Genomic DNA, 20,238 nt, shown 5'->3' on the forward strand with positions numbered 1-20,238 from the left:
CCTCGCTCAGTCGGTGAGCACCGAGAGACCCGGCAGGTCCCGGCCCTCGAGGTACTCCAGCGACGCGCCGCCGCCGGTGCTGATGTGCCCGTAGGCCTCCTCGTCGAGGCCCAGCTGCCGGACCGCGGCCGCGGAGTCCCCGCCGCCGACGACCGACAGGCCGTCCACCGCGGCGACGGCCTGTGCCACGCCCCGGGTGCCGGCCTGGAAGGGCGCCAGCTCGAAGACGCCCATCGGGCCGTTCCAGAAGACGGTGCGGGCGCTCCCCAGCTCGGCGCCGAACACCTCGACCGTGCGCGGGCCGACGTCCAGGCCCATCTGGTCATCCGGGATGTCCGCCACGGCGACGACGGTCGAGCCGGCGTCGGCGCTGAACTCCGGCGAGCAGACGACGTCGACCGGCAGCACGATCCGGTCGCCGGCCTCGGCCAGCAGGCGGCGGCAGGTGTCCACCTGGTCGGCCTCGAGCAGCGACTTCCCGACGCCGTGACCCTGCGCGGCCAGGAACGTGAAGCACATCCCGCCGCCGACCAGCAGCCGGTCGACCTTCGGCAGCAGCGCCTCGATGACCGCCAGCTTGTCGCTGACCTTGGAGCCGCCGAGGACGACCACGTAGGGCCGGTCGGGCTCGGTGGTCAGGCGGGTGAGCACCTCGAGCTCGCGGGCGACCAGCCGGCCCGCGTAGCACGGGAGACGCTGGGCGACGTCGAAGACGCTCGCGTGCTTGCGGTGCACGGCACCGAACGCGTCGTCGACGTAGACGTCGGCCAGGGCAGCGAACCGGTCGGCCAGCTCGCCGCGCTCGGCGTCGTCCTTGCTGGTCTCGGCCGCCTCGAAGCGGACGTTCTCCAGCAGCAGGACGTCGCCGTCGCCGAGGGCTTCGGCCTTCGCGCGGGCGTCGTCGCCGGCCGTGTCGGCGGCCAGCGGCACGGCGGTGCCCAGCAGCTCCCCGAGCCGCGCCGCGACGGGCGCGAGGGAGAACTGCGGGTCCGGCGTGCCCTTCGGGCGGCCGAGGTGCGCGGAGACGACCACGCGGGCACCGGCCTCGCGCAGCGCCTGCAGGGTGGGCAGGCTGGCGCGGATCCGGCCGTCATCCGAGATGACCGGCGATCGAGTCGTGTGATCCAGCGGGACGTTCAGGTCGGTGCGCAGGAACACGCGCCGGCCGGAGACGCCCTCGGCGATGAGGTCGTCGACGGAGCGCATCAGAGCTTCGAGCCCACCAGGGAGGTGAGGTCGACGAGGCGGTTGGAGTAGCCCCACTCGTTGTCGTACCAGCCCAGGACCTTGGCCATCGGGCCGAAGACCTTGGTCAGCTTGGCGTCGTAGATGCACGACGACGGGTCGGTGACGATGTCGGAGGAGACGATCTCGTCGCTGGTGTAGGTGAGGTACTTGCCGAGCGGTCCGGCGGCGGCCTCGCGGTAGGCGGCGTCGATCTCGTCGGCGGTCGCCTCCCGCTTGAGCTGCACGGTGAGGTCGGTGGCCGAGCCGGTCGGGACCGGGACGCGGATGGCGTAGCCGTCCAGCTTGCCCTTGAGCTCGGGCAGGACCAGGCCGATCGCCTTGGCGGCACCGGTGGAGGTGGGGACCATGTTCAGCGCGGCACCTCGGGCGCGGCGCAGGTCCTTGTGCGGGCCGTCCTGGAGGTTCTGGTCGGCGGTGTAGGCGTGGATCGTGGTCATCAGACCGCGCTCGATGCCGAATGCGTCGTTGAGGACCTTGGCCAGGGGGGCCAGGCAGTTCGTCGTGCAGGACGCGTTGCTGATGACGGTCTGGGAGCCGTCGTACAGGTCGTCGTTGACGCCCATGACGATCGTGATGTCGTCGTCGGTGGCCGGCGCGGAGATGATGACCTTCTTGGCGCCACCGGCGTCGACGTGCTTGCGCGCGTCGGCGGCCTTGGTGAAGAAGCCGGTCGACTCGACGACGACGTCGACGCCCAGGTCCGCCCACGGCAGGTTCGCCGGGTCGCGCTCGGAGAGCACCTTCATCTTGGTGCCGCCGATGGTGATGCCGTCGCCGTCGGCGACGACGTCCTGCGGCAGCCGGCCCAGGATGCTGTCGTACTTGAGCAGGTGGGCCAGGGCCTCGTTGCTGGTGAGGTCGTTCACCGCCACGATCTCGATGTCCTGACCGCTGGCGGCGGCGGCACGCCAGAAGTTACGACCGATGCGGCCGAATCCGTTGATGCCTACCCGGACCGTCACTGCTGACCTCCACGTCGAGTTCGCGCTGTCGCGTCACCGGGTCGCGCGCAGCGCGCGACCTCGCTGCCGCAGACCCTATCTGCCGCGCTCCCCCTCGGCTCCCGGTCACCCGCTCGGGCGTCGGGCACCCGGGTGAGAGGGCGCTCACCCCTCGCCCCGACGGCCCGGGACGACCCCGCGAAGGGGCCGTCGCCGAGGTACGGGGCGAGGGGGTCCTCTTACTGCGTGAGCATGTCGTCGGTGACGACGGACTCCGTGTCCGGGATGCCGAGGTCCTTGGCCCGCTTGTCGGCCATCGCCAGGAGACGTCGTATGCGGCCGGCGACCGCGTCCTTGGTCATGGGCGGGTCGGCCCGCTGGCCGAGCTCCTCGAGCGAGGCCTGGCCGAACTCCAGCCGCAGCCGCCCGGCGACGAGCAGGTGCTCGGGGGCGTCGCCCGCGAGGATCTCCATCGCCCGCTCGACCCGCGCGCTGGCCGCGACGGCGGCGCGGGCCGACCGGCGCAGGTTCGCGTCGTCGAAGTTGGCCAGCCGGTTGGCGGTGGCCCGGACCTCGCGGCGCATCCGCCGCTCCTCCCAGGCCATGACGGCGTCGTGGGCGCCCATGCGGGTCAGCAGCGCGCTGATCGCGTCGCCGTCGCGGACGACGACGCGGTCGGCTCCCCGGACCTCGCGCGCCTTGGCGGCGATGCCGAGCCGGCGGGCGGCGCCGACGAGGGCCATGGCCGCCTCGGGTCCGGGGCAGGTGACCTCGAGCGACGAGGAGCGCCCGGGCTCGGTGAGCGAGCCGTGCGCGAGGAAGGCGCCGCGCCAGGCGGCCTCGGCGTCGTTGATGCTGCCGGACACGACGGCCGGGGGCAGTCCGCGCACCGGGCGGCCGCGCTGGTCGACCAGGCCGGTCTGCCGGGCCAGGCCCTCGCCGTGCTTGGCGATCCGCACGAGGTAGCGCACGCCGCGGCGGATGTTCCCGCCGGCGAGGACGCTGACCCCGCTGGTGTACCCGTAGACCTCGCTGATGTCGCGCCGCAGCCGCCGGGCCACGGAGCCGGTGTCCAGCTCGGCCTCGATCACCACCCGGCCGCCGACGATGTGCAGGCCGCCGGAGAAGCGCAGCAGCGCCGTGACCTCCGCCTTGCGCTCGGAGGTCTTCGTGCACTCCACCCGGGAGAGCTCGTCCTTCACCATGGCGGTCATCGCCATGTCGTCCACCCCCACGTACCCACGGGACTACCCGTCGTCGTCACTCGGGTCCTCGCCATGAGCGGCGTCCCCTCTTCCCCCTCGTACCGGCCGGGCTCGATCGTTGCGATACCCGACCGCAGCCCGCTACTCGTTCAGCACCGCCCGGCCACGGAGACCAGGGCTTCGGACAGGCGCACGGGATCGTGCCGCGGCGCACCGTCGAGCTCGGCGACCGGGGCCAGCACGAGCTCGGCACCGCACCTGCGCACTGCAGACAGGAGACCACGGCGGTCAACAACCGAATCAGCGTCGGCGATCACGCTGTGCAATGGCACTCCGCCCAGATGCTCCTGAAGCACCGCCACATGCTCCTCCGGTGAGAACCCGTCGGTCTCACCGGGCTGCGGCGCCAGGTTCAGCACGACGACCACCCGCGCCCGCGTGGCAGCCAGGGCCGCCCGCAACTGGGGCACGAGCAGGTGCGGCAGCACGGAGGTGTACCAGGACCCCGGGCCGAGGGAGACCACGTCGGCCTCGGCGATCGCGTCGAGCACGGCCTGGTTCACCGGCGGGTCGGGCGGCGCGAGCCGGATCTCGCGCACGCGGCCCGGGGTGGTGGCGATGGCCACCTGCCCGCGGATGGTCCGCACCTGCGTCCGGTCCTCGCGGTCGATCGGCTCCACGCGGGCGACGAGGTCCAGCGGCACGTCGGCCATGGGCAGCACCCGGCCCTGGGTGCCCAGGAGGCCGCACAGCTCGTCGAGCGCTCGCACCGTGTCGCCGCCGTGCAGCTCCACCAGGCCGGTGAGCAGGAGGTTGCCCACCGAGTGCCCGGCGAGCCCCCCGGTGCCGCCGAGGCGGTGCTGGAGCAGCGCGGCCAGGCCCTGTTCCCGCTCCCCCGCGCCGGCCAGGGCGCTGAGCGCCATCCGCAGGTCGCCGGGTGGCAGGACGGGCAGCTCGCGACGGATCCGGCCGGAGGAGCCGCCGTCGTCGGCGACGGTGACCACCGCCGTCAGCCGGGGGGTGATCCGCCGCCAGGCGCCCAGCGCAGCGGCCAGCCCGTGACCGCCGCCGAAGGCGACGACCCGTGGTTCGGTACCCACTACTCGCGGCCCAGGTCGCGGTGGCGGGCGGCCGCGGTGAGCCCCTCGGCGGTGAGGCGCCGGGCGAACTCCTCGGCGATGGCCACGCTGCGGTGCTTCCCGCCGGTGCAGCCGACGGCGAGCGTGAGGTAGCGCTTCCCCTCGCGGCGGTAGCCGGGGAGGAGCAGCCGCAGCACGTCGGTGTACCGGTCCAGGAAGTCGGCGGCGTCGTCCTGGGCGAGCACGTAGGCGCTCACCTCCGGGTCCCGGCCGGTCTTCGGCCGCAGCTCGGGGATCCAGTGCGGGTTCGGCAGGAACCGGGCGTCGACGACGAGGTCGGCGTCGAGCGGGAGCCCGTACTTGAACCCGAAGCTCATGACCGTCGCGGTGAGGGGCGGGGTCTGCCCCTCACGGGCGAAGGCGTTCTCCAGTGTGGCGCGCAGTTGGTGGATGTTGAGGTCGCTGGTGTCGACCCACAGGTCGGCGTCGCCGGCGATGCCCGTCAGCAGGTTCCGCTCGGTGGTGATGCCGTCGATCAGGGTGCCGTTGCCCTGGAGCGGGTGCTCGCGCCGATTGGACTCGTAGCGCCGGACGAGGACCTCGTCCCGCGCGTGCACGTAGATGACCCGGGGGCGGTTGCCTGCCTCGGCCAGGGTCTCGATGGCCTCCTGCAGGTCGCTGGAGAAGGCACGGCTGCGGACGTCGACGACGGCGGCGAAGCGCCGGACGTCGCCGCGGGCGCCCAGCTCCACCATCGGCTGCAGCAGGGCCGGAGGGAGGTTGTCGACGACGAACCAGCCGAGGTCCTCCAGCACCCGGCCGGCGCTGAGCTTCCCCGCGCCGGAGAGGCCCGTCACGACGATGACCTCGAGCGGCTGGACCTCCGTGGAGGCCGGGTCGAGGCCAGGGGGGACGTCGCTCTGCGGTCCGGCCGGCCCCTCCGTGACGCTGGGCCGCCCCTCGGCGCCGTCGAGTTCCCGAGTCATGAGGCCACCCGTCCGACCTCGGCGGTCCGGCCGGCCTCGGTCTGCGGCGTGCCGCGCTCGGCGGGGCCGTGCGGAGCCGTCGTCGTCTCGACCGGCTCGGCGATGGCCGCCTGCACCGCCTCCGCGGTGCGCCGGCCGATACCCGGTACGGCCATGAGCTCCTCCACGGTGGCGGCCCGCAGCCGCTTGAGCGATCCGAACTCCTTCATGAGCGCCTTTCGCCGCGTCTCCCCGAGACCGGGGACGTCGTCCAACAGGGAGACCAGCATCGTGGTGGACCGCTTCTGCCGGTGATAGGTGATCGCGAACCGGTGCGCCTCGTCGCGGACCCGCTGCAGGAGGTAGAGCGCCTCGGAGGTGCGCGGCAGGATCACCGGGTCGCTGTCGCCCGGGAGCCACACCTCCTCCATGCGCTTGGCCAGCCCGCAGACCGCGACGTCGACGACGCCCAGCTCCTCGAGGGACCGGGCCGCCGCGGCGACCTGCGGGGCCCCGCCGTCGACGACCAGCAGGTTGGGCGGGTAGGCGAACCGGCGCGGGCGCCCCTCCTCCGCGGCGACGCCCTGCTCGTCCTGACGGTCCTGCTCGTCCTTGAGGTGCCGGGCGAACCGCCGGCGGACGACCTCGGCCATGGCGGCGGTGTCGTCGGTGCCGTTCGTGACGGAGAAGCGGCGGTAGTCGGACTTCTTGGCCAGGCCGTCCTCGAAGACGACCATGCTGGCCACCACGTTGGTGCCCTGCACGTGGCTGATGTCGATGCACTCGATGCGCAGCGGCGCGTCGGGCAGCTCCAGCGCCTCCTGCAGCTCGCTGAGGGCGAGGGAGCGGGCGGTGAGGTCGCTGGCCCGCTTCACGCGGTGCCGGGCGAACGCCTCCTTGGCGTTGCGCTCGACGGTCTCGAGCAGGCTGCGCTTGTCCCCGCGCTGGGGCACCCGGAGCGAGACCTTGCCGCCGCGGAGCTCCTCGAGCAGCTCGGTGTAGACGTCGGCGTCCTCGGGGAGCTCGGGCACCAGCACCTCGCGCGGCACCGCCTCCCCCGCCTCGCCGACACCGGTCTGCTCGTCGATCCCGCCGTACACCTGGAGGAGGAACTGCTCCACCAGTTCGCCGGTGGAGACGGCCTCCACCTTGTCTACGATCCAGCCACGCTGACCGCGCACCCGGCCGCCGCGCACGTGGAAGACCTGGACCGCGGCCTCCAGTTCGTCCTGGGCGAAGGCGACGACGTCGGCGTCGGTGCCGTCACCGAGGACGACGGCCTGCTTCTCCAGCGCGCGCTTCAGGGCGCCGAGGTCGTCGCGGAGCCGGGCCGCCTTCTCGTACTCCATGGCCTCGGCCGCCACGGCCATCTCCCGCTCGAGCCGCTTGATCATCGACTCGGTCCGGCCGGCCATGAAGTCGCAGAAGTCGTCGACGATCTCGCGGTGCTCGTCGGCGCTGACCCGTCCCACGCAGGGCGCGGCGCACTTGCCGATGTAGCCGAGCAGGCAGGGCCGGCCGATCTGGCCGGCGCGCTTGAAGACCCCGTTGGAGCAGGTGCGGGCCGGGAAGACGCGGGTGAGGGTGTCGAGCGTCTCGCGGATGGCCCAGGCGTGGGCGTAGGGCCCGAAGTACCGGACCCCCTTCTTCTTCGGTCCGCGCATGACCTGCAGCCGCGGGTACTCCTCGTTCAGCGTCACGGCCAGCGACGGGTAGCTCTTGTCATCGCGGTAGCGGACGTTGAAGCGGGGGTCGAACTCCTTGATCCAGTTGTACTCGAGCTGGAGGGCCTCGACCTCGGTGCCGACGACGGTCCACTCGACGGCGGACGCCGTGGTGACCATCTGGCGGGTGCGCGGGTGCAGGCCGGCGACGTCGGCGAAGTAGCTGTTCAGCCGCTGCCGGAGGCTCTTGGCCTTGCCGACGTAGATGACCCGGCCGCCGGGGTCGCGGAACTTGTAGACCCCGGGGCTCTCGGGGATGGAGCCGACCGCCGGGCGGTACGTCGAAGGGTCGGCCATGCGTCCAGATTAGGTCGGGAGGGTGACACGCCGCCCAGGTCGGGGCCCGGGCGTCACAGCCGTCACAGTCGGGAGCGGACAGCAGTCGTCCGGGGCACGCCTGCGCGGCCCCGGACGGTGGGAGCGATCAGCTGACGGGCTGCGAACGCCGCACGGCGACGGTCGGCATCCGGCCGGCGACGGCGGACGCCGCGTGGACCGCCAGGCGGACGCCGCGACGGACGAGCAGGATCGCGGTGAGCACCGCGATCGGGGCGGCCACGTAGTCGAAGCGGTCGGAGACGGCGTGCGTGGCCACGACGAGGAGCGAGACGCCCAGGATCGCGAGCAGGACCGTGGCGGACAGGAGGCCCCCGCCGGGCCGGCTCTTGCCCTGCCACGGCTGACCGCAGTGGCTCATGTCGGGGTCGCAGTCGGGCGTGAGCGCGCTCATCGCAACCTCCTAGCGGGCGCGCGGATGCGCCCTCGTGATGTCTGTCACACGAGGGTACCGGAGAGTGACGGCACTCACAAGGAACGCAGGTCAGAGCACGAGTCCGAGCCCGCCGTCGACGACCAGCGTCTGACCGGTGGTGTAGCGGGAGCCGATGACGCCGACGCAGGCATCGGCGATGTCGTCGGGCGTCGCCACCCGCTGCAGCGGCGCCATCGCAGTCACCCCGTCCTTGATCTGGTCCCAGGTCTCGGTCCACGGCGTCGCCACCAGGCCGGGAGCCACCGCGTTCACGCGCACCCTCCCGCCGGCGTGCTTGGCCAGGATCGTGGTGAGGTGGTCGACGGCCGCCTTCGACACCGCGTACGGCAGCGAACTGCCGGTCTGGCGGATGCCGGCGATCGACGTGATGTTGAGGATCCACCCGTCCTCGGCCGCACGCAGCAACGGGAGCGCGGCCTGGGACACCAGGAACGTGCCCACCACGTTGACGCCGAGGACGCGGTTCCAGTGGTCGACCGTGACGTCGTCGATGTTCGCGAGCGGCACGTCCGCGGTGACCGCCGCGTTGTTGACCAGCCCGTCGAGCCGCCCCCACCGCTCCCGTGCGGCATCGACCAGCGCGTGCGCCGTGGCGGGGTCGGAGATGTCCCCCTGGACGTAGCAGGCCTCCCCCAGTTCCCCGGCCAGTCGCTCACCCGCGTCGACGGAGGACGAGGAGTTGACGACGATGCGGGCGCCGGCGGCCGCCAGTCTGCGGGCGACGGCTTCGCCGATGCCGCTGCTCGAGCCGGTGACGATCACGACGTGGTCGGTGAGGTCCATGCGAGCAGTGTCCCGCCCGGATCCGACGGCGCATCAGCGGCCGACGGGGCCCGTCCCTGACCGGGTGCCCGGCGTGCGGGTCGACGGCGCCCGCCCCGGGGTGCGGGACGGGCGCCGTCGCAGGCTCAGCTGGCCTTCTTGCGCGTCCTCTTCTTCGGCGCACCGGCCGCGGCCACGGCGTCCTCGTCGAGGATCTTCGCGAGATACCGGCCGGTGTGGCTCTCGGGGACGGTGGCGACGAACTCCGGCGGGCCCTCGGCGACGACCGTTCCGCCGCGGAAGCCGCCCTCCGGGCCCATGTCGATGAGCCAGTCGGCGCTCTTGATGACGTCGAGGTTGTGCTCGATGACGATGACCGAGTTGCCCTTGTCGACCAGGCTCTGCAGGACCAGCAGCAGCTTGCGGATGTCCTCGAAGTGCAGGCCGGTGGTCGGCTCGTCGAGGACGTAGATGCTGCGGCCGTTGGACCGCTTCTGCAGCTCGCTGGCGAGCTTCACCCGCTGCGCCTCGCCGCCGGAGAGCGTCGTCGCCGGCTGCCCGAGCCGGACGTAGCCCAGCCCCACCTCGGTGAGCGTGCGCAGGTAGCGGGAGATGGCCGGGATGGCGGCGAAGAATTCCGCCCCCTCCTCGATCGGCATGTCGAGGACCTCGGCGACCGTCTTGCCCTTGTAGTGCACCTCGAGGGTCTCCCGGTTGAACCGGGCCCCCTTACACACCTCGCACGGCACGTAGACGTCCGGCAGGAAGTTCATCTCGATCTTGAGGGTGCCGTCACCGGAGCATGCCTCGCAGCGGCCGCCCTTGACGTTGAAGGAGAAGCGGCCGGGCAGGTAGCCACGCATCTTCGCCTCGGTCGTGCTGGCGAAGAGCTTGCGGACGTGGTCCCAGACTCCGGTGTAGGTCGCCGGGTTGGACCGCGGCGTGCGGCCGATCGGCGACTGGTCGACGTGCACGACCTTGTCCAGGTGCTCGAGCCCGGTGATCGTGCGGTGCCGTCCGGGCACCATGCGCGCGCGGTTCAGCTGGTTGGCCAGCGTCGTGTACAGGATGTCGTTGACCAGGCTGGATTTGCCCGAGCCGGAGACGCCGGTGACGCCGACGAAGCAGCCCAGCGGGAACGTCACGTCGACGCCCTTGAGGTTGTGCTCCCGCGCGCCCTTCACGACCAGTTCCCGGCCCGGCGTCGGCTGGCGCCGCTTCCGCGGGATCTCGATCGCCATGCGACCCGAGAGATAGGCGCCGGTCAAAGAACGCTCGCTCTTCATCAGGTCCTCGAGCTGCCCGCTGACGACGATCTCGCCGCCGTGCTCCCCGGCCCCGGGGCCGATGTCGACGATCCAGTCGGCCACCTTGATCGTGTCCTCGTCGTGCTCCACGACGATGAGCGTGTTGCCCATGTCCCGCAGCCGCACGAGCGTCTCGATCAGCCGGGTGTTGTCCCGCTGGTGCAGCCCGATCGACGGCTCGTCGAGCACGTACAGGACGCCGACCAGCCCAGATCCGATCTGGGTCGCGAGCCGGATGCGCTGGGCCTCACCACCGGCCAGCGTCGCGGCCGGGCGATCGAGGGACAGGTAGTCCAGGCCGACGTCGACGAGGAAGGACAGCCGGGCCTGGATCTCGCGGAGGACGCGGTCGGCGATCGCACGCTCCCGCTCCCCCAGCTCCAGAGCGTTGAGCCACTCTGACGCCTCCCCGATCGACAGGTTGGTGACCTCGGCGATGGAGCGGCTGTTGAGCTTGACCGCCAGGATCTCCGGCTTGAGCCGGGTGCCGTGGCAGACGGGGCACGGGACGTCCCGCATGTAGCCCTCGTACTTGTCCTTCATGTAGTCGCTGTCGGTGTCCTCGTGCCGGCGCTCGAGGAACGGCAGCACGCCTTCGAACGCGGCGTAGTAGCTGCGCTCGCGGCCGTAGCGGTTCTTGTAGCGGACGTGCACCTGGTCGGGCGAGCCGTGCAGGATCGCCTTCTGCACCTTGGCCGGCAGCCGCTCCCACGGGTCGTCCATGGAGAAGCCGATCTGCTGGGACAGGCCGGTGAGCAGCCGGGTGAAGTACTCGTTGCTCATCGAGCTCGACCACGGTGCGATGGCGCCCTGGTTGAGGCTCTTCTCCGGGTCGGGCACGACGAGCTCGGGGTCGACCTCCTTCCGGGTGCCGATGCCGGTGCACTCCGGGCAGGCGCCGAACGGGGAGTTGAACGAGAAGGAACGAGGCTCGAGCGCCTCGAAGGACAGCCCGTCGTCGACGCAGGCGAGATGCTCGGAGAAGGTGCGCTCGCGGTGGGGGTCGTGCTCGTCCATGTCCACGAACTCCAGGACGACGAGGCCGCCTGCCAGGCCGAGCGCGGTCTCCACCGAGTCGGTGAGGCGGCGCTTGGCGCTCTCCTTCACGGTGAGGCGGTCGACGATCACCTCGATGGTGTGCTTCTCCTGCTTCTTGAGCTTCGGCGGCTCGGTGAGCGAGTGCACGACGCCGTCCACCCGGACGCGGGAGAAGCCCTGGGTCTGCAGCGAGCTGAACAGGTCGACGTACTCGCCCTTGCGCGCGCGGACCACCGGTGCGAGCACCTGGAAGCGGGTGCCCTCCTCCATGCCCAGCACCTGGTCGACGATCTGCTGCGGCGTCTGCCGGGAAATCGGCTTGCCGCAGTTGGGGCAGTGCGGCTGACCGGCGCGCGCATAGAGCAGGCGGAGGTAGTCGTAGACCTCGGTGATCGTGCCGACGGTCGACCGCGGGTTCCGGTTGGTCGACTTCTGGTCGATGGACACCGCGGGCGACAGGCCCTCGATGAAGTCCACGTCGGGCTTGTCCATCTGGCCCAGGAACTGACGGGCGTAGGCCGACAGCGACTCGACGTAGCGGCGCTGCCCCTCGGCGAAGATCGTGTCGAAGGCCAGGCTCGACTTGCCGGAGCCGGAGAGCCCCGTGAACACGATGAGCGCGTCGCGGGGAAGGTCGAGGTGGACGTCCTTGAGGTTGTGCTCTCGGGCGCCGCGGACGACGAGCCGGTCCATGTGATCCCTGTCGGTCGCTGGTGGATGTCGCGGTGGTGCGGTGCGGCGGTCGTGCTGAGTGGGGTCGCGAGCCGCCTCGCCGGCAGGTGCAACGCCGGCCCTCGCCGCGGTCGTCCGCCCACGGGTGTGAGCTGCGCCCGGTCAGCCGGTGGCGGCCTGGGCCTCGGGCGCGGTGGGGTCGAAGACCGGCGCGTACCGGCGCCACGGGAGCCGGCGCTCCAGCTCTCCGGCGAGCCAGAGTAGTCGCCCTTCGGCACCCGGGGGGCCGACGAACTGGACGGCCACCGGCGGCCCGCCGGGGCGGCTGCCGCCCGGGAGGACGGTCGCCGGCAGCCCGGCGAGATTCCAGGCCGCGGTCCACGGAGCCCAGCGTGCGTTGGCCGTGATGTTGGCCAGGAACCCGCGCTCGTGCCAGGGTCGCGCGGCCAGCGGCGGGCCGGTGGTCACCGGGGTCAGCAGCAGGTCGACGTCGCCGAAGAACTCGACCATCCGCGCGCGGAACCGCTCCTGGGTGCTCGGCCGCACCAGGCCGAGCCGGCGGACCAGCCGGCCGAGGCGCGCGTGCGTGCGGCTGCGCGGCTCCAGGTCGTGGCGGTCGATGCCGAGGAACTCCGCGTCGTCCTCGGCCCCCGCCATCCAGCGGACCAGCGCACCGGCCGCCGCGCCCGGGGTGATCGGCGGGTTGCGGCGCACGACGGTGTGCCCGGCCGCCTCCAGCTCCGCGACCACGGCGTCGACCGCCGCCCGCGTCGCGGCGTCGGCCCCGACGCCCGGGACGGGCGACCGGGTGCTCACCGCGATGCGCAGCGGGCGGGTGGGGGCCACCGGCGGCTCCGGCGCCTCCCCCGCGAGGACGGCGTGAGCGAGCGCCAGGTCGGCCACCGTGGTCGCCAGCGCACCGTTGACGGCCATGCCCGACCAGTCGTCGGCGCCGATGCCGCCGGGCACCACGCCGCGGCCGGGCTTCAACGTGACCAGCCCGCAGGCGGCGGCCGGCAGCCGCAGCGACCCCATGCCGTCGTTGCCGTGCGCGATGGGCACCGATCCCGAGGCGACGGCCGCGGCACTGCCCCCGGAGCTGCCGGCCGGCGAGAGCGCGGTGTCCCAGGGGTTGCGGCTGACGGTGCCCGGCCCGTCCGTGGCGGCGTAGAGACACAGCTCCGGCACGCGGGTGATGCCGACGACGACGGCGCCGGCCTTGCGCAGCCGCGTCACCACCGGGTGGTCCTTTGCCTCCGGGCCCCCGTGCCGCCCGGACGAGCCGTCGGTGCAGGTCTCCCCCGCCACCGCGACGTTGTCCTTGATCGCGACGGGCACGCCGGCCAGCGGGAGGGCGAAGCGGGTGAGGCTGGAGTCGACGGCGGCGGCCTCGGCGAGCGCCGCCTCGCGCCGGACGACGCGGAAGGCACCCACCCGGGCGTCGACCTTCTCGATGTGGTCGAGGTGGGCGCGCACGACGTCGACCGCGGTCACCTCGCCGGTACGCACCAGCGCCGCGATCTCGGCAGCCGGCAGGCCGACCAGCGAGGCATCGCTCGGTGTCCCGTCCGGGACGGCCGTCGGCGCACCGGTCTGCGTCACCAGCTGCGCGACCTTGCGCTCGGCCATCGGCGCCACCTTCCCGGCGTCCTTCCCGGCGTCCTTCCCGGCGTCCTTCCCGGCGTCCTTCCCGGCGACCTGCTCGGGCGGGCCGAGACCTCCGCTAGCGTCCATGACTGGACCGTAACGGCGCACGCCGACAGTTTTCGAACGGAGGCCGGGGATGAGTTCCTACACCGGGGACGTGGAGGTCGGTGGGTCGCCCGACGTGCGGGAACTGCCGGGGCTGACGATCACCAAGCTGGCGGTCAGCGAGATGGCCAACAACGCCTATCTGCTGCGGTGCACCGCCACCGGCGACGGGCTGCTCGTCGACGCGGCGGCCGATCCGGACGCCTTGTCGACGCTGATCGGCGACGCCGGGATCGGCACCGTCGTCACCACCCACGGGCACTGGGACCACCACCGCGCGCTGCCCGAGGTCGTCGCGGCCACCGGCGCCGTCACGGTCGCGCACCCCGCCGACGCCGGCGACCTGCCGGTGCCCGTGCAGCGACCGGTCGAGCACGGCGACACGGTGACCGTCGGCGAGCAGTCCCTGGAGGTGGTGCACCTGCGCGGCCACACCCCGGGCAGCATCGCGCTGGTCTGGCGCGGCCCGGAGGGGGCCGGGACGCACGTCTTCACCGGCGACAGCCTGTTCCCGGGCGGGGTCGGCAACACCTGGGAGGACCCGGAGCGCTTCACGAGCCTCATCGACGACGTCGAGCAGCGCCTGTTCGCAGTCCTGCCGGACGACACGTGGGTCTACCCCGGCCACGGCGGGGACACGACGCTCGGCGCCGAGCGTCCGCACCTCGCGGAGTGGCGCGCCCGCGGCTGGTGACCGTCGGTCGGGGCGCTCGTCCCCTACCGGCGAGCTGCCCGGCTACCGGTCGCTGCCGCCGATCGACCCCGCTGCCGAGGCTCGGGCGGACGTCCGCCCGTCACGCTGCGGTCAGGTCTCGTCGAAGGCGGCGACCAGCTCGTCGGCCGTGCCCGGGAGGTACAGGGGCAGGAGCGACACGGCCCAGTCGGGACGCCGCTGGTCCACGCCGATCGCCAGTTCCCACGCCGCCCGCGCGGTGAGGGGGCCGAAACAGCCTTCGTCCCCGTCCTCGCCGAGGGCGACCTCGACCAGCCACTGGTCGGAGAGGTCGGCGGCGAGCTCGGCGAAGTCGGGCACCGCCTCGTCGTCCGGCTCGGGAGCGTCCGACAGGACCGGGTAGATGAGGGCCATGCCTGAACCGTAGGGCCGATGCGCCCGGACTGCTGTCCCGGTCCGGCGCCGGCCTGCCCCGGGTCCGGGCAGCCAGCTCGGGCCGGCGACGTGGGTTCCGCCTAGCGTGACCGGCATGCCTGTCGACGGGGAGCTCACCGATCCGCGGACCATGGTCGAGCGGATGCTGGCCGGTGACCCGTACATCGCCGACGACCCGGAGCTCGCCGAGCGGAGCGCCCGGGCGCTCGACCTCGCGGCGGCCTACAACGCGACGTCGGTCCGGCAGGGACCGCTGCGCCGGCAGCTCCTCGAGGAGCTGCTCGGGTCCGTCGGCGAGGGCACGGAGCTCCGGCCGCCGCTCCACGTCGACTACGGGAGCCACCTCACGATCGGCGCCCGCTGCTTCGCCAACTTCGGGCTGGTCGCGCTCGACGTCGCTCCCATCACCATCGGCGACGACGTGCAGTTCGGACCGAACGTCCAGCTGCTGACCCCCACCCATCCGGTCGAGCCGGAGCCGCGCCGACAGAAGTGGGAGGGAGCGCGACCGATCGTCGTCGGGGACAACGTCTGGCTCGGCGGCGGCGCGATCGTGCTGCCCGGAGTGACCATCGGTGAGAACACCGTGGTGGGCGCGGGCGCCGTCGTCACGAAGGACCTGCCGGCGAACGTCGTCGCCGTCGGCAACCCGGCACGGGTCGTCCGCACCCTCGACCGCCCCGCGCCGTCGGCCCCCGGCGCCTGAGCCCGCTCCACCGATCAGGGCACGCGGGTCGTCCGCACGCTCAGCGGCTCCGCTCCCCCGCCGTCCGGCACCGGCGACGACGTCGGTTCCCCGTCCGGTGCGCCGACCAGTTCGGCGGTGGCACCGGGGTTCTCCTCCGTGGGCAGCCAGCGGGCCCACCACCGCAGGATGTGCTCGAACCGGGCCAGCCGGTGCCGCGGCCGGCCCGACCGCGACAGCTCGTGGCCCTCGCCGGGGAAGAGCAGCAGCTCCGAGGGGACCCCGCGCCGCTTCAGCTCGACGTAGAGCCGCGTGCCCTGCTCCAGCGGGCAGCGCCAGTCGTGCTCGGAGTGGATCACCAGCGTGGGCGTCGTGATGGCCGAGGCCCCCGCGAGCGCGCTCTGGGCGGCTACCCGAGCCGGGTCGGAGCCGAGGTACTGGCCGGGGAACACCCAGCCGATGTCGGCCGAGCCGACGAAGCTGACCGGATCGTTGAAGCCCCGCTCGCTCACCGCGGCGGCGAACCGGTTCGTGCGACCGATGAGCAGCGTCGTCATGTACCCGCCGTACGAGCCGCCCAGGATGCCCACCCGGTCACCGTCGAGCGCCGGATCGGCGAGCGCCGCGTCGAGGAAGGCGAGGACGTCGTCGGCGTCCACCGTGCCGAAGGCGCCCCGGACCGCCCGCCCGTGCGCGGAGCCGTACCCCGAGGAGCCGCGCGGGTTGCACTGCACCACGGCGTAGCCGGCCGAGACGAGGACCTGCGTCTCGTCGAGCAGCGTCCAGCCGTACTGCGCGAACGGCCCGCCGTGCACCATCAGCAGCACCGGGTGCGGCCCGGGCCCGGCCGGGGTGGTCACCCAGCCGTGCACGGGATACCCGTCGGGTGCGGTCGCCGTCCGCTCCTGCATGCGGTGCAGCCGCCCGCACTCCCCCAGCTTCCGGCCGAACCGGGTGAGCAGCCGACGATCGCCGGGGGTCAGCGCCATGAGTTCGCCGGCGGAGCGGTCGTGCGCCACTGTCGCGACCACCACCCCGCCCCCGGCCGCGACGCCGCGCACCGAGAACGGGCCCTCGACGAGCGCCTCCGGCGGGCCGCCGTCCAGTGGCACCCGCAGCAGCTCGACCGCCCCGCGCCGCTCCACACCGACGAGGACCGCGTCGTCGACGAGGACCGTCCGGGGGCTCTCGTCCCCGCGGTGGTGCTGCTCGGGATCCAGCAGCGGCTGCAACTCGCCGTCCGCGGAGACGCGGCACGGCACGGCCTGGCGGGCCACGAAGTCGATCCCGTCGGGCCCGAGGTCGGGCACGGCGGTGACGACCAGCGTGCCGTCGGGCCCGTAGGCCGGCCCGGCACAGTCGCCCTGCGAGGCGGTGACCCGCCGGAGGCCGGTCCCGTCCGCACCGACGACGTAGACGTCCCGCACCAGGTCACGGTCGGCCCGCGGGTGCCGGGCCGACACGAAGGCCAGCGCCGCGCCGTCCGGGTGCCAGGCCACGTCCGTGCAGTCGGCATCCCCGGAGGTGACCTGGACGGGCTCGGGCACGTCGCCGGCCTCGTCGACGAGACCGTCCGGCAGCTCGAGGACGAACACCTGGCTGCGCTGGTCGTGGAGGAACCCGACGTCGTCGAGGCGGTACTGCAACGTGGTGATCAGCCGGGGCGCCTCCGCCTCCGGCCCGACCCCCTCGACGGTGCCGTACCGTCCCGGCTCGGGCACCCGGGCGACGTAGGCCAGCCGGTTCGAGTCCGGTCCCCACACCGGGGCGCCCGCCCCCAGGTGGTGGTCGGTGAGACGACGCGGGTCGCCGCCGGCGGTGGGCAGCACGGCGACCTGTGGCCTGCCCCCGCGCTCGGCGGTCAGGTAGGCCAGCCACCGCCCGTCGGGCGAGAACGCCGGGGCGCTGTCGCGGAACCCGGTCGTGATGGCCCGCGCCGGCGCCGAGCCGTCCGTCGGGACGGCCCACAGCTGACCGCGGTACTGGTCGGCCCCGAGGTCGAGCCGCTGCACCGCGACGACCGCCATCCGGCCGTCCGGGGACACTGTGGGCACGCCCGGCGTCCGGAGCAGTTCCAGGTCGTCAGGGCGCATGACCGCTCACGCTAGCCCGTGCGGGAGCGGCGCCGGACTCAGGTGTCGGAGCGCCCGTCGGTGCTGGTCACCGGTGCCGACGCGGGCTGCGGCGGGCCGTCGGCGCGGCCGACCCCGCCGTCCTCCCGCTCCCCCGGGGCGGCCACGTGCCTTCCCTGCTCGTCCGCGCCGGCATCGGTCGCGTCCGTGGGGCTGGTGTGCCCCGCGGCCAGGTCGCGCTTGTTCTTGGCCAGGCTGGCGACGGTCGTGACGAGCAGGGTCACGAGGATGACCGAGAGGGACAGCCAGGTCGGGATCTCCGGGATCGCCGTCACGTGCTCCCCGCCGTTGATGAACGGCAGCTCGTTCTCGTGGAGAGCGTGGATGAGCAGCTTGATGCCGATGAAGCCGAGGATCACGGCCAGGCCGTAGGCCAGGTAGACCAGGCGGTCGAGCAGGCCGTCGATGAGGAAGAACAGCTGCCGCAGACCCAGGAGCGCGAACGCGTTGGCCGTGAAGACCAGGTAGGTCTCCTGGGTGAGGCCGAAGATCGCGGGGATCGAGTCGACGGCGAAGAGGATGTCCGCGCTGCCGATCGCCACCAGCGCGATGGCCAGGGGCGTGATGTGCCGCTTGCCGCTGATCTTGGTGAGCATGCGGTCGCCGTCGTAGTCCGGCGTGGTCGGGACGGCCTTGCGGGTGAGCCGGAGGAAGAGGTTCTCCTTGAACTGCTCGTCGTCGTCGTGCCCACCGCTGCGCGCCTGCGCCCAGGCCGTGTAGATCAGGAAGCCGCCGAAGATGTAGAAGATCCAGCTGAAGTTGTTGATGGCCGCGGCGCCGATGAAGATGAAGATCGTCCGCAGGAACAGCGCGAAGGCGATGCCGAACAGCAGCACCTTCTGCTGCAGTTCCCGGGGCACGGCGAAGCTCGCCATGATCAGGACGAACACGAAGAGGTTGTCGACCGACAGGCTCTTCTCGGTGATGTAGCCGGCGAAGTACTCACCGCCGAACGTGCCGCCGTAGAAGAGCAGGACGAGCAGCCCGAACACGACGGCGATGCCGACGTAGATGGCCGACCAGGTGGCCGACTCGCGCAGGGTCGGCGCGTGCGGCGTGCGCACGTGGCCGTAGAAGTCGAAGACGAGCATGCCCACGATCGCGCCGACCGTGACAGCCCAGACCCAGAACGGGACATCCATGGAACGAAGAACCTCCGGACTACTGACAGACAGTTACCGGAGGTCTCTCCCGCTGCCTGACGGCAACCGGCGGGCCGGGGGTCACGAGACCCCGTATTGACGACCCGACCGCGTAGGGATACTCCCCTCCACGCCGGGCGCCCTCATGGAGCACGCCCGCCGCCTGCGGAACGCAGTAGTCAGGAGGATAGACCTCCGGGGAGCGGTCGGCCTGCCGCGTCACCGGGGGGCTGCGGGATCGGCCGCGGGGTCGGCTGCGGCGTCGAAGGTCGCGCGGGCGCGCCGCAGCATCCGGTCCCGTTCGGGACCGCGTAGGTAGCCGGCGGCGATCTGCTGGTCGAGGACGTCGGCGTACCGGGCGAGGTACCCGTCGACGTCGCCGTACCGCTCCGCCAGCTCATCGGTGGTGAACGGCTGCCATCCGCCCCAGTTGCCGCAGACGTCGGTGATGGAGGACGTGCCGACCGGCCCCAGCGCGACGGGTATCGGCCGGCCCAGCGGGACCGCCGCGTCGGGGAAGCGCACGCCTCCGAGCGGCTGCGCGGTGCCGGCGTCGACCGCCGGTACGGAGAGGTCGGCGCCGGGGAGTCCGTTGATCCCGTCCGTGGGCTCCGAGGGGGCCGGCACCAGGTCGAACACCGCCGACGCCGGCAGTCCGTGGTCGCCCCGCTCGGGATGGCGGAGACGCTCCGCCAGGCGGGCGACGAGACTCCGCAGGTAGGGGTCGTAGGGAATCGGGTTGCGGGGCACCTGGATGCCGCCGTTGCAGCCGAGTAGCCCGAAGACCATCGCGTCGGGATAGCCGGGACCCGCGTGCGGTGCCGGCCAGTCGTACCGGACGACGTCCGCACCGCGTGCGGCGTGCGCCGTGACGCTAGCCCGCAGCCGGTAGTAGTCGGTGTAGGTGGCGACGTCGACGAACAGCGGATCGCTCCCCGGGCGGGTGAGCACCTGCTCGTAGGCGAGCGGGACCCCGTTCTCCAGGAGGTACGGCCGCTGCGCCTCCTCCCCCGCGAGCTGGTTGACCGCCAGCCAGTTGCCGGTTCCGGAGACGGACAGGGCCACGGCGTAGACCCCGGAGCCGGATCGCGGATCGACGTTGAACCCCTCGGCCACGAGCGTGGTGACGAACCAAGCGCTCTGGCTGATGCCGGCGAGGATCCCCGACCGGAACCGCGGCAGGTCGGCCCGTTCGGGAGCGGCGCCGGTCAGCAGCCGGCCGAAGTCACGCACGACGACCTCGCCGATCCCCTGCGCCGAGGCGGGCACGCCGGCGGCGATGCCCGTCTCCCACTGCACGCGGGCGTAGGAGAGGTGCTGCTCCGCCAGGAAGCCGATGCCGCGACCCGGCGGGTAGACCGCCGCGGTCGGCGTGCTGTCCTCCGAGCCGAGCGTCAGCTGCTCCAGCGTGAGCAGCACGGCCGGCCGTCCGCGGTTCTCGGCCTCCACGAGGACGAGGTCACGGGCCTCCTCGGCCGCCGGCGCCAGGATCTCGAACTCGGCGGTGTACCGGTATCGCCCCTGCGCGTCGGTCGGGAGCCCGTCCAGGCCGGCCACCTGCTCGCCCGGGTCGACGACACCGGTGACCGTTCCGGTCGTCCGTTGCCACGGCTGCCCGGAGAGCTCGAACGGGGCGGTCGTGGCGTCGACGGCGGTGATGGCCGACGACGTCGGGGCCGACGGAGAGGAACGGGTCATGCCGGGCG

16 protein-coding genes are annotated in these 20,238 nt (G+C 72.8%); 2 read left to right on the forward strand and 14 right to left on the reverse strand.

Annotated elements, in window-relative coordinates; genetic code table 11:
• Positions 1-6: 6 nt before the first annotated feature.
• The 10 genes from BN344_RS17135 to BN344_RS17180 all read right to left on the reverse strand — a co-directional run bounded on the left by BN344_RS17135 (position 7) and on the right by BN344_RS17180 (position 13,447).
• Positions 7-1,206 (reverse strand): phosphoglycerate kinase, encoded by a 1,200-nt coding sequence (locus BN344_RS17135; RefSeq protein ID WP_040339696.1) that lies wholly within the window; start codon positions 1,204-1,206, stop codon positions 7-9.
• A complete protein-coding gene (gene gap / locus BN344_RS17140; RefSeq protein WP_040339697.1) occupies positions 1,206-2,210 on the reverse strand; it encodes a type I glyceraldehyde-3-phosphate dehydrogenase in 1,005 nt (334 codons plus the stop codon). Before gap ends, BN344_RS17135 begins: the two co-directional genes overlap by 1 nt.
• A gap of 218 nt (positions 2,211-2,428) precedes the next feature.
• On the reverse strand, positions 2,429-3,424 hold the full coding sequence (gene whiA, locus BN344_RS17145; protein WP_462475931.1) for a DNA-binding protein WhiA: 996 nt from the start codon (positions 3,422-3,424) through the stop codon (positions 2,429-2,431).
• 119 nt (positions 3,425-3,543) lie between these two features.
• Entirely contained in the window at positions 3,544-4,494 is a 951-nt protein-coding gene (locus BN344_RS17150) for a gluconeogenesis factor YvcK family protein (protein WP_040339698.1), read from the reverse strand.
• Positions 4,494-5,459, reverse strand: coding sequence for an RNase adapter RapZ (rapZ, locus tag BN344_RS17155; protein WP_040339699.1), 966 nt, complete (start codon positions 5,457-5,459; stop codon positions 4,494-4,496). Before rapZ ends, BN344_RS17150 begins: the two co-directional genes overlap by 1 nt.
• Positions 5,456-7,459, reverse strand: a complete 2,004-nt coding sequence (uvrC, locus tag BN344_RS17160; protein WP_040339700.1) for an excinuclease ABC subunit UvrC — start codon at positions 7,457-7,459, stop codon at positions 5,456-5,458. The genes rapZ and uvrC overlap by 4 nt, the downstream gene beginning before the upstream one ends.
• Positions 7,460-7,586: 127 nt before the next feature.
• Entirely contained in the window at positions 7,587-7,892 is a 306-nt protein-coding gene (locus tag BN344_RS17165; RefSeq protein ID WP_040339701.1) for a hypothetical protein, read from the reverse strand.
• 90 nt (positions 7,893-7,982) lie between these two features.
• Positions 7,983-8,717, reverse strand: a complete 735-nt coding sequence (locus tag BN344_RS17170) for an SDR family NAD(P)-dependent oxidoreductase (RefSeq protein WP_040339702.1) — start codon at positions 8,715-8,717, stop codon at positions 7,983-7,985.
• Between the two features lie 125 nt (positions 8,718-8,842).
• Entirely contained in the window at positions 8,843-11,734 is a 2,892-nt protein-coding gene (gene uvrA, locus BN344_RS17175; protein ID WP_040339703.1) for an excinuclease ABC subunit UvrA, read from the reverse strand.
• A 141-nt stretch (positions 11,735-11,875) separates the two neighbouring features.
• Positions 11,876-13,447 carry an amidase gene (locus tag BN344_RS17180; RefSeq protein WP_231486971.1) on the reverse strand — a complete coding sequence of 524 codons (1,572 nt, stop codon included), beginning with the start codon at positions 13,445-13,447 and terminating at the stop codon, positions 11,876-11,878.
• Between the two features lie 49 nt (positions 13,448-13,496).
• Here BN344_RS17180 and BN344_RS17185 point away from each other — a divergent pair, with 49 nt between their 5' ends.
• Positions 13,497-14,159 carry an MBL fold metallo-hydrolase gene (locus tag BN344_RS17185; RefSeq protein WP_040339704.1) on the forward strand — a complete coding sequence of 221 codons (663 nt, stop codon included), beginning with the start codon at positions 13,497-13,499 and terminating at the stop codon, positions 14,157-14,159.
• Between the two features lie 111 nt (positions 14,160-14,270).
• On the opposite strand, the gene BN344_RS17190 is transcribed toward BN344_RS17185, so the two are convergent.
• Positions 14,271-14,552, reverse strand: coding sequence for a hypothetical protein (locus tag BN344_RS17190; RefSeq protein ID WP_040339705.1), 282 nt, complete (start codon positions 14,550-14,552; stop codon positions 14,271-14,273).
• 115 nt (positions 14,553-14,667) lie between these two features.
• Here BN344_RS17190 and BN344_RS17195 point away from each other — a divergent pair, with 115 nt between their 5' ends.
• A complete protein-coding gene (locus BN344_RS17195) occupies positions 14,668-15,279 on the forward strand; it encodes a sugar O-acetyltransferase (protein WP_040340097.1) in 612 nt (203 codons plus the stop codon).
• Positions 15,280-15,293: 14 nt separating this feature from the next.
• Here BN344_RS17195 and BN344_RS17200 read toward each other — a convergent pair whose 3' ends face one another.
• From BN344_RS17200 to BN344_RS17210, 3 genes are all read right to left on the reverse strand, one after another.
• Positions 15,294-17,351, reverse strand: a complete 2,058-nt coding sequence (locus BN344_RS17200) for a S9 family peptidase (protein WP_040339706.1) — start codon at positions 17,349-17,351, stop codon at positions 15,294-15,296.
• A 38-nt stretch (positions 17,352-17,389) separates the two neighbouring features.
• Positions 17,390-18,532, reverse strand: coding sequence for a TerC family protein (locus BN344_RS17205; RefSeq protein ID WP_081788727.1), 1,143 nt, complete (start codon positions 18,530-18,532; stop codon positions 17,390-17,392).
• 219 nt (positions 18,533-18,751) lie between these two features.
• On the reverse strand, positions 18,752-20,230 hold the full coding sequence (locus tag BN344_RS17210; protein ID WP_040339707.1) for an alpha/beta hydrolase domain-containing protein: 1,479 nt from the start codon (positions 20,228-20,230) through the stop codon (positions 18,752-18,754).
• Between the last annotated feature and the right edge of the window lie 8 nt (positions 20,231-20,238).

It is taken from the genome of Candidatus Blastococcus massiliensis AP3, assembly GCF_000582785.1.
Classification (GTDB): domain Bacteria; phylum Actinomycetota; class Actinomycetes; order Mycobacteriales; family Geodermatophilaceae; genus Blastococcus; species Blastococcus massiliensis.

Coding starts and splice junctions, on each gene's coding strand:
- uvrC (WP_040339700.1), bottom strand. CDS start 7,459: ATGGCCGACCCTTCGACGTACCGCCCGGCGGTCGGCTCCATCCCCGAG.
- BN344_RS17180 (WP_231486971.1), bottom strand. CDS start 13,447: ATGGACGCTAGCGGAGGTCTCGGCCCGCCCGAGCAGGTCGCCGGGAAG.
- BN344_RS17200 (WP_040339706.1), bottom strand. CDS start 17,351: ATGCGCCCTGACGACCTGGAACTGCTCCGGACGCCGGGCGTGCCCACA.
- BN344_RS17195 (WP_040340097.1), top strand. CDS start 14,668: ATGCCTGTCGACGGGGAGCTCACCGATCCGCGGACCATGGTCGAGCGG.
- rapZ (WP_040339699.1), bottom strand. CDS start 5,459: ATGACTCGGGAACTCGACGGCGCCGAGGGGCGGCCCAGCGTCACGGAG.
- BN344_RS17165 (WP_040339701.1), bottom strand. CDS start 7,892: ATGAGCGCGCTCACGCCCGACTGCGACCCCGACATGAGCCACTGCGGT.
- BN344_RS17170 (WP_040339702.1), bottom strand. CDS start 8,717: ATGGACCTCACCGACCACGTCGTGATCGTCACCGGCTCGAGCAGCGGC.
- BN344_RS17185 (WP_040339704.1), top strand. CDS start 13,497: ATGAGTTCCTACACCGGGGACGTGGAGGTCGGTGGGTCGCCCGACGTG.
- BN344_RS17190 (WP_040339705.1), bottom strand. CDS start 14,552: ATGGCCCTCATCTACCCGGTCCTGTCGGACGCTCCCGAGCCGGACGAC.
- BN344_RS17135 (WP_040339696.1), bottom strand. CDS start 1,206: ATGCGCTCCGTCGACGACCTCATCGCCGAGGGCGTCTCCGGCCGGCGC.
- uvrA (WP_040339703.1), bottom strand. CDS start 11,734: ATGGACCGGCTCGTCGTCCGCGGCGCCCGAGAGCACAACCTCAAGGAC.
- BN344_RS17210 (WP_040339707.1), bottom strand. CDS start 20,230: ATGACCCGTTCCTCTCCGTCGGCCCCGACGTCGTCGGCCATCACCGCC.
- BN344_RS17205 (WP_081788727.1), bottom strand. CDS start 18,532: ATGGATGTCCCGTTCTGGGTCTGGGCTGTCACGGTCGGCGCGATCGTG.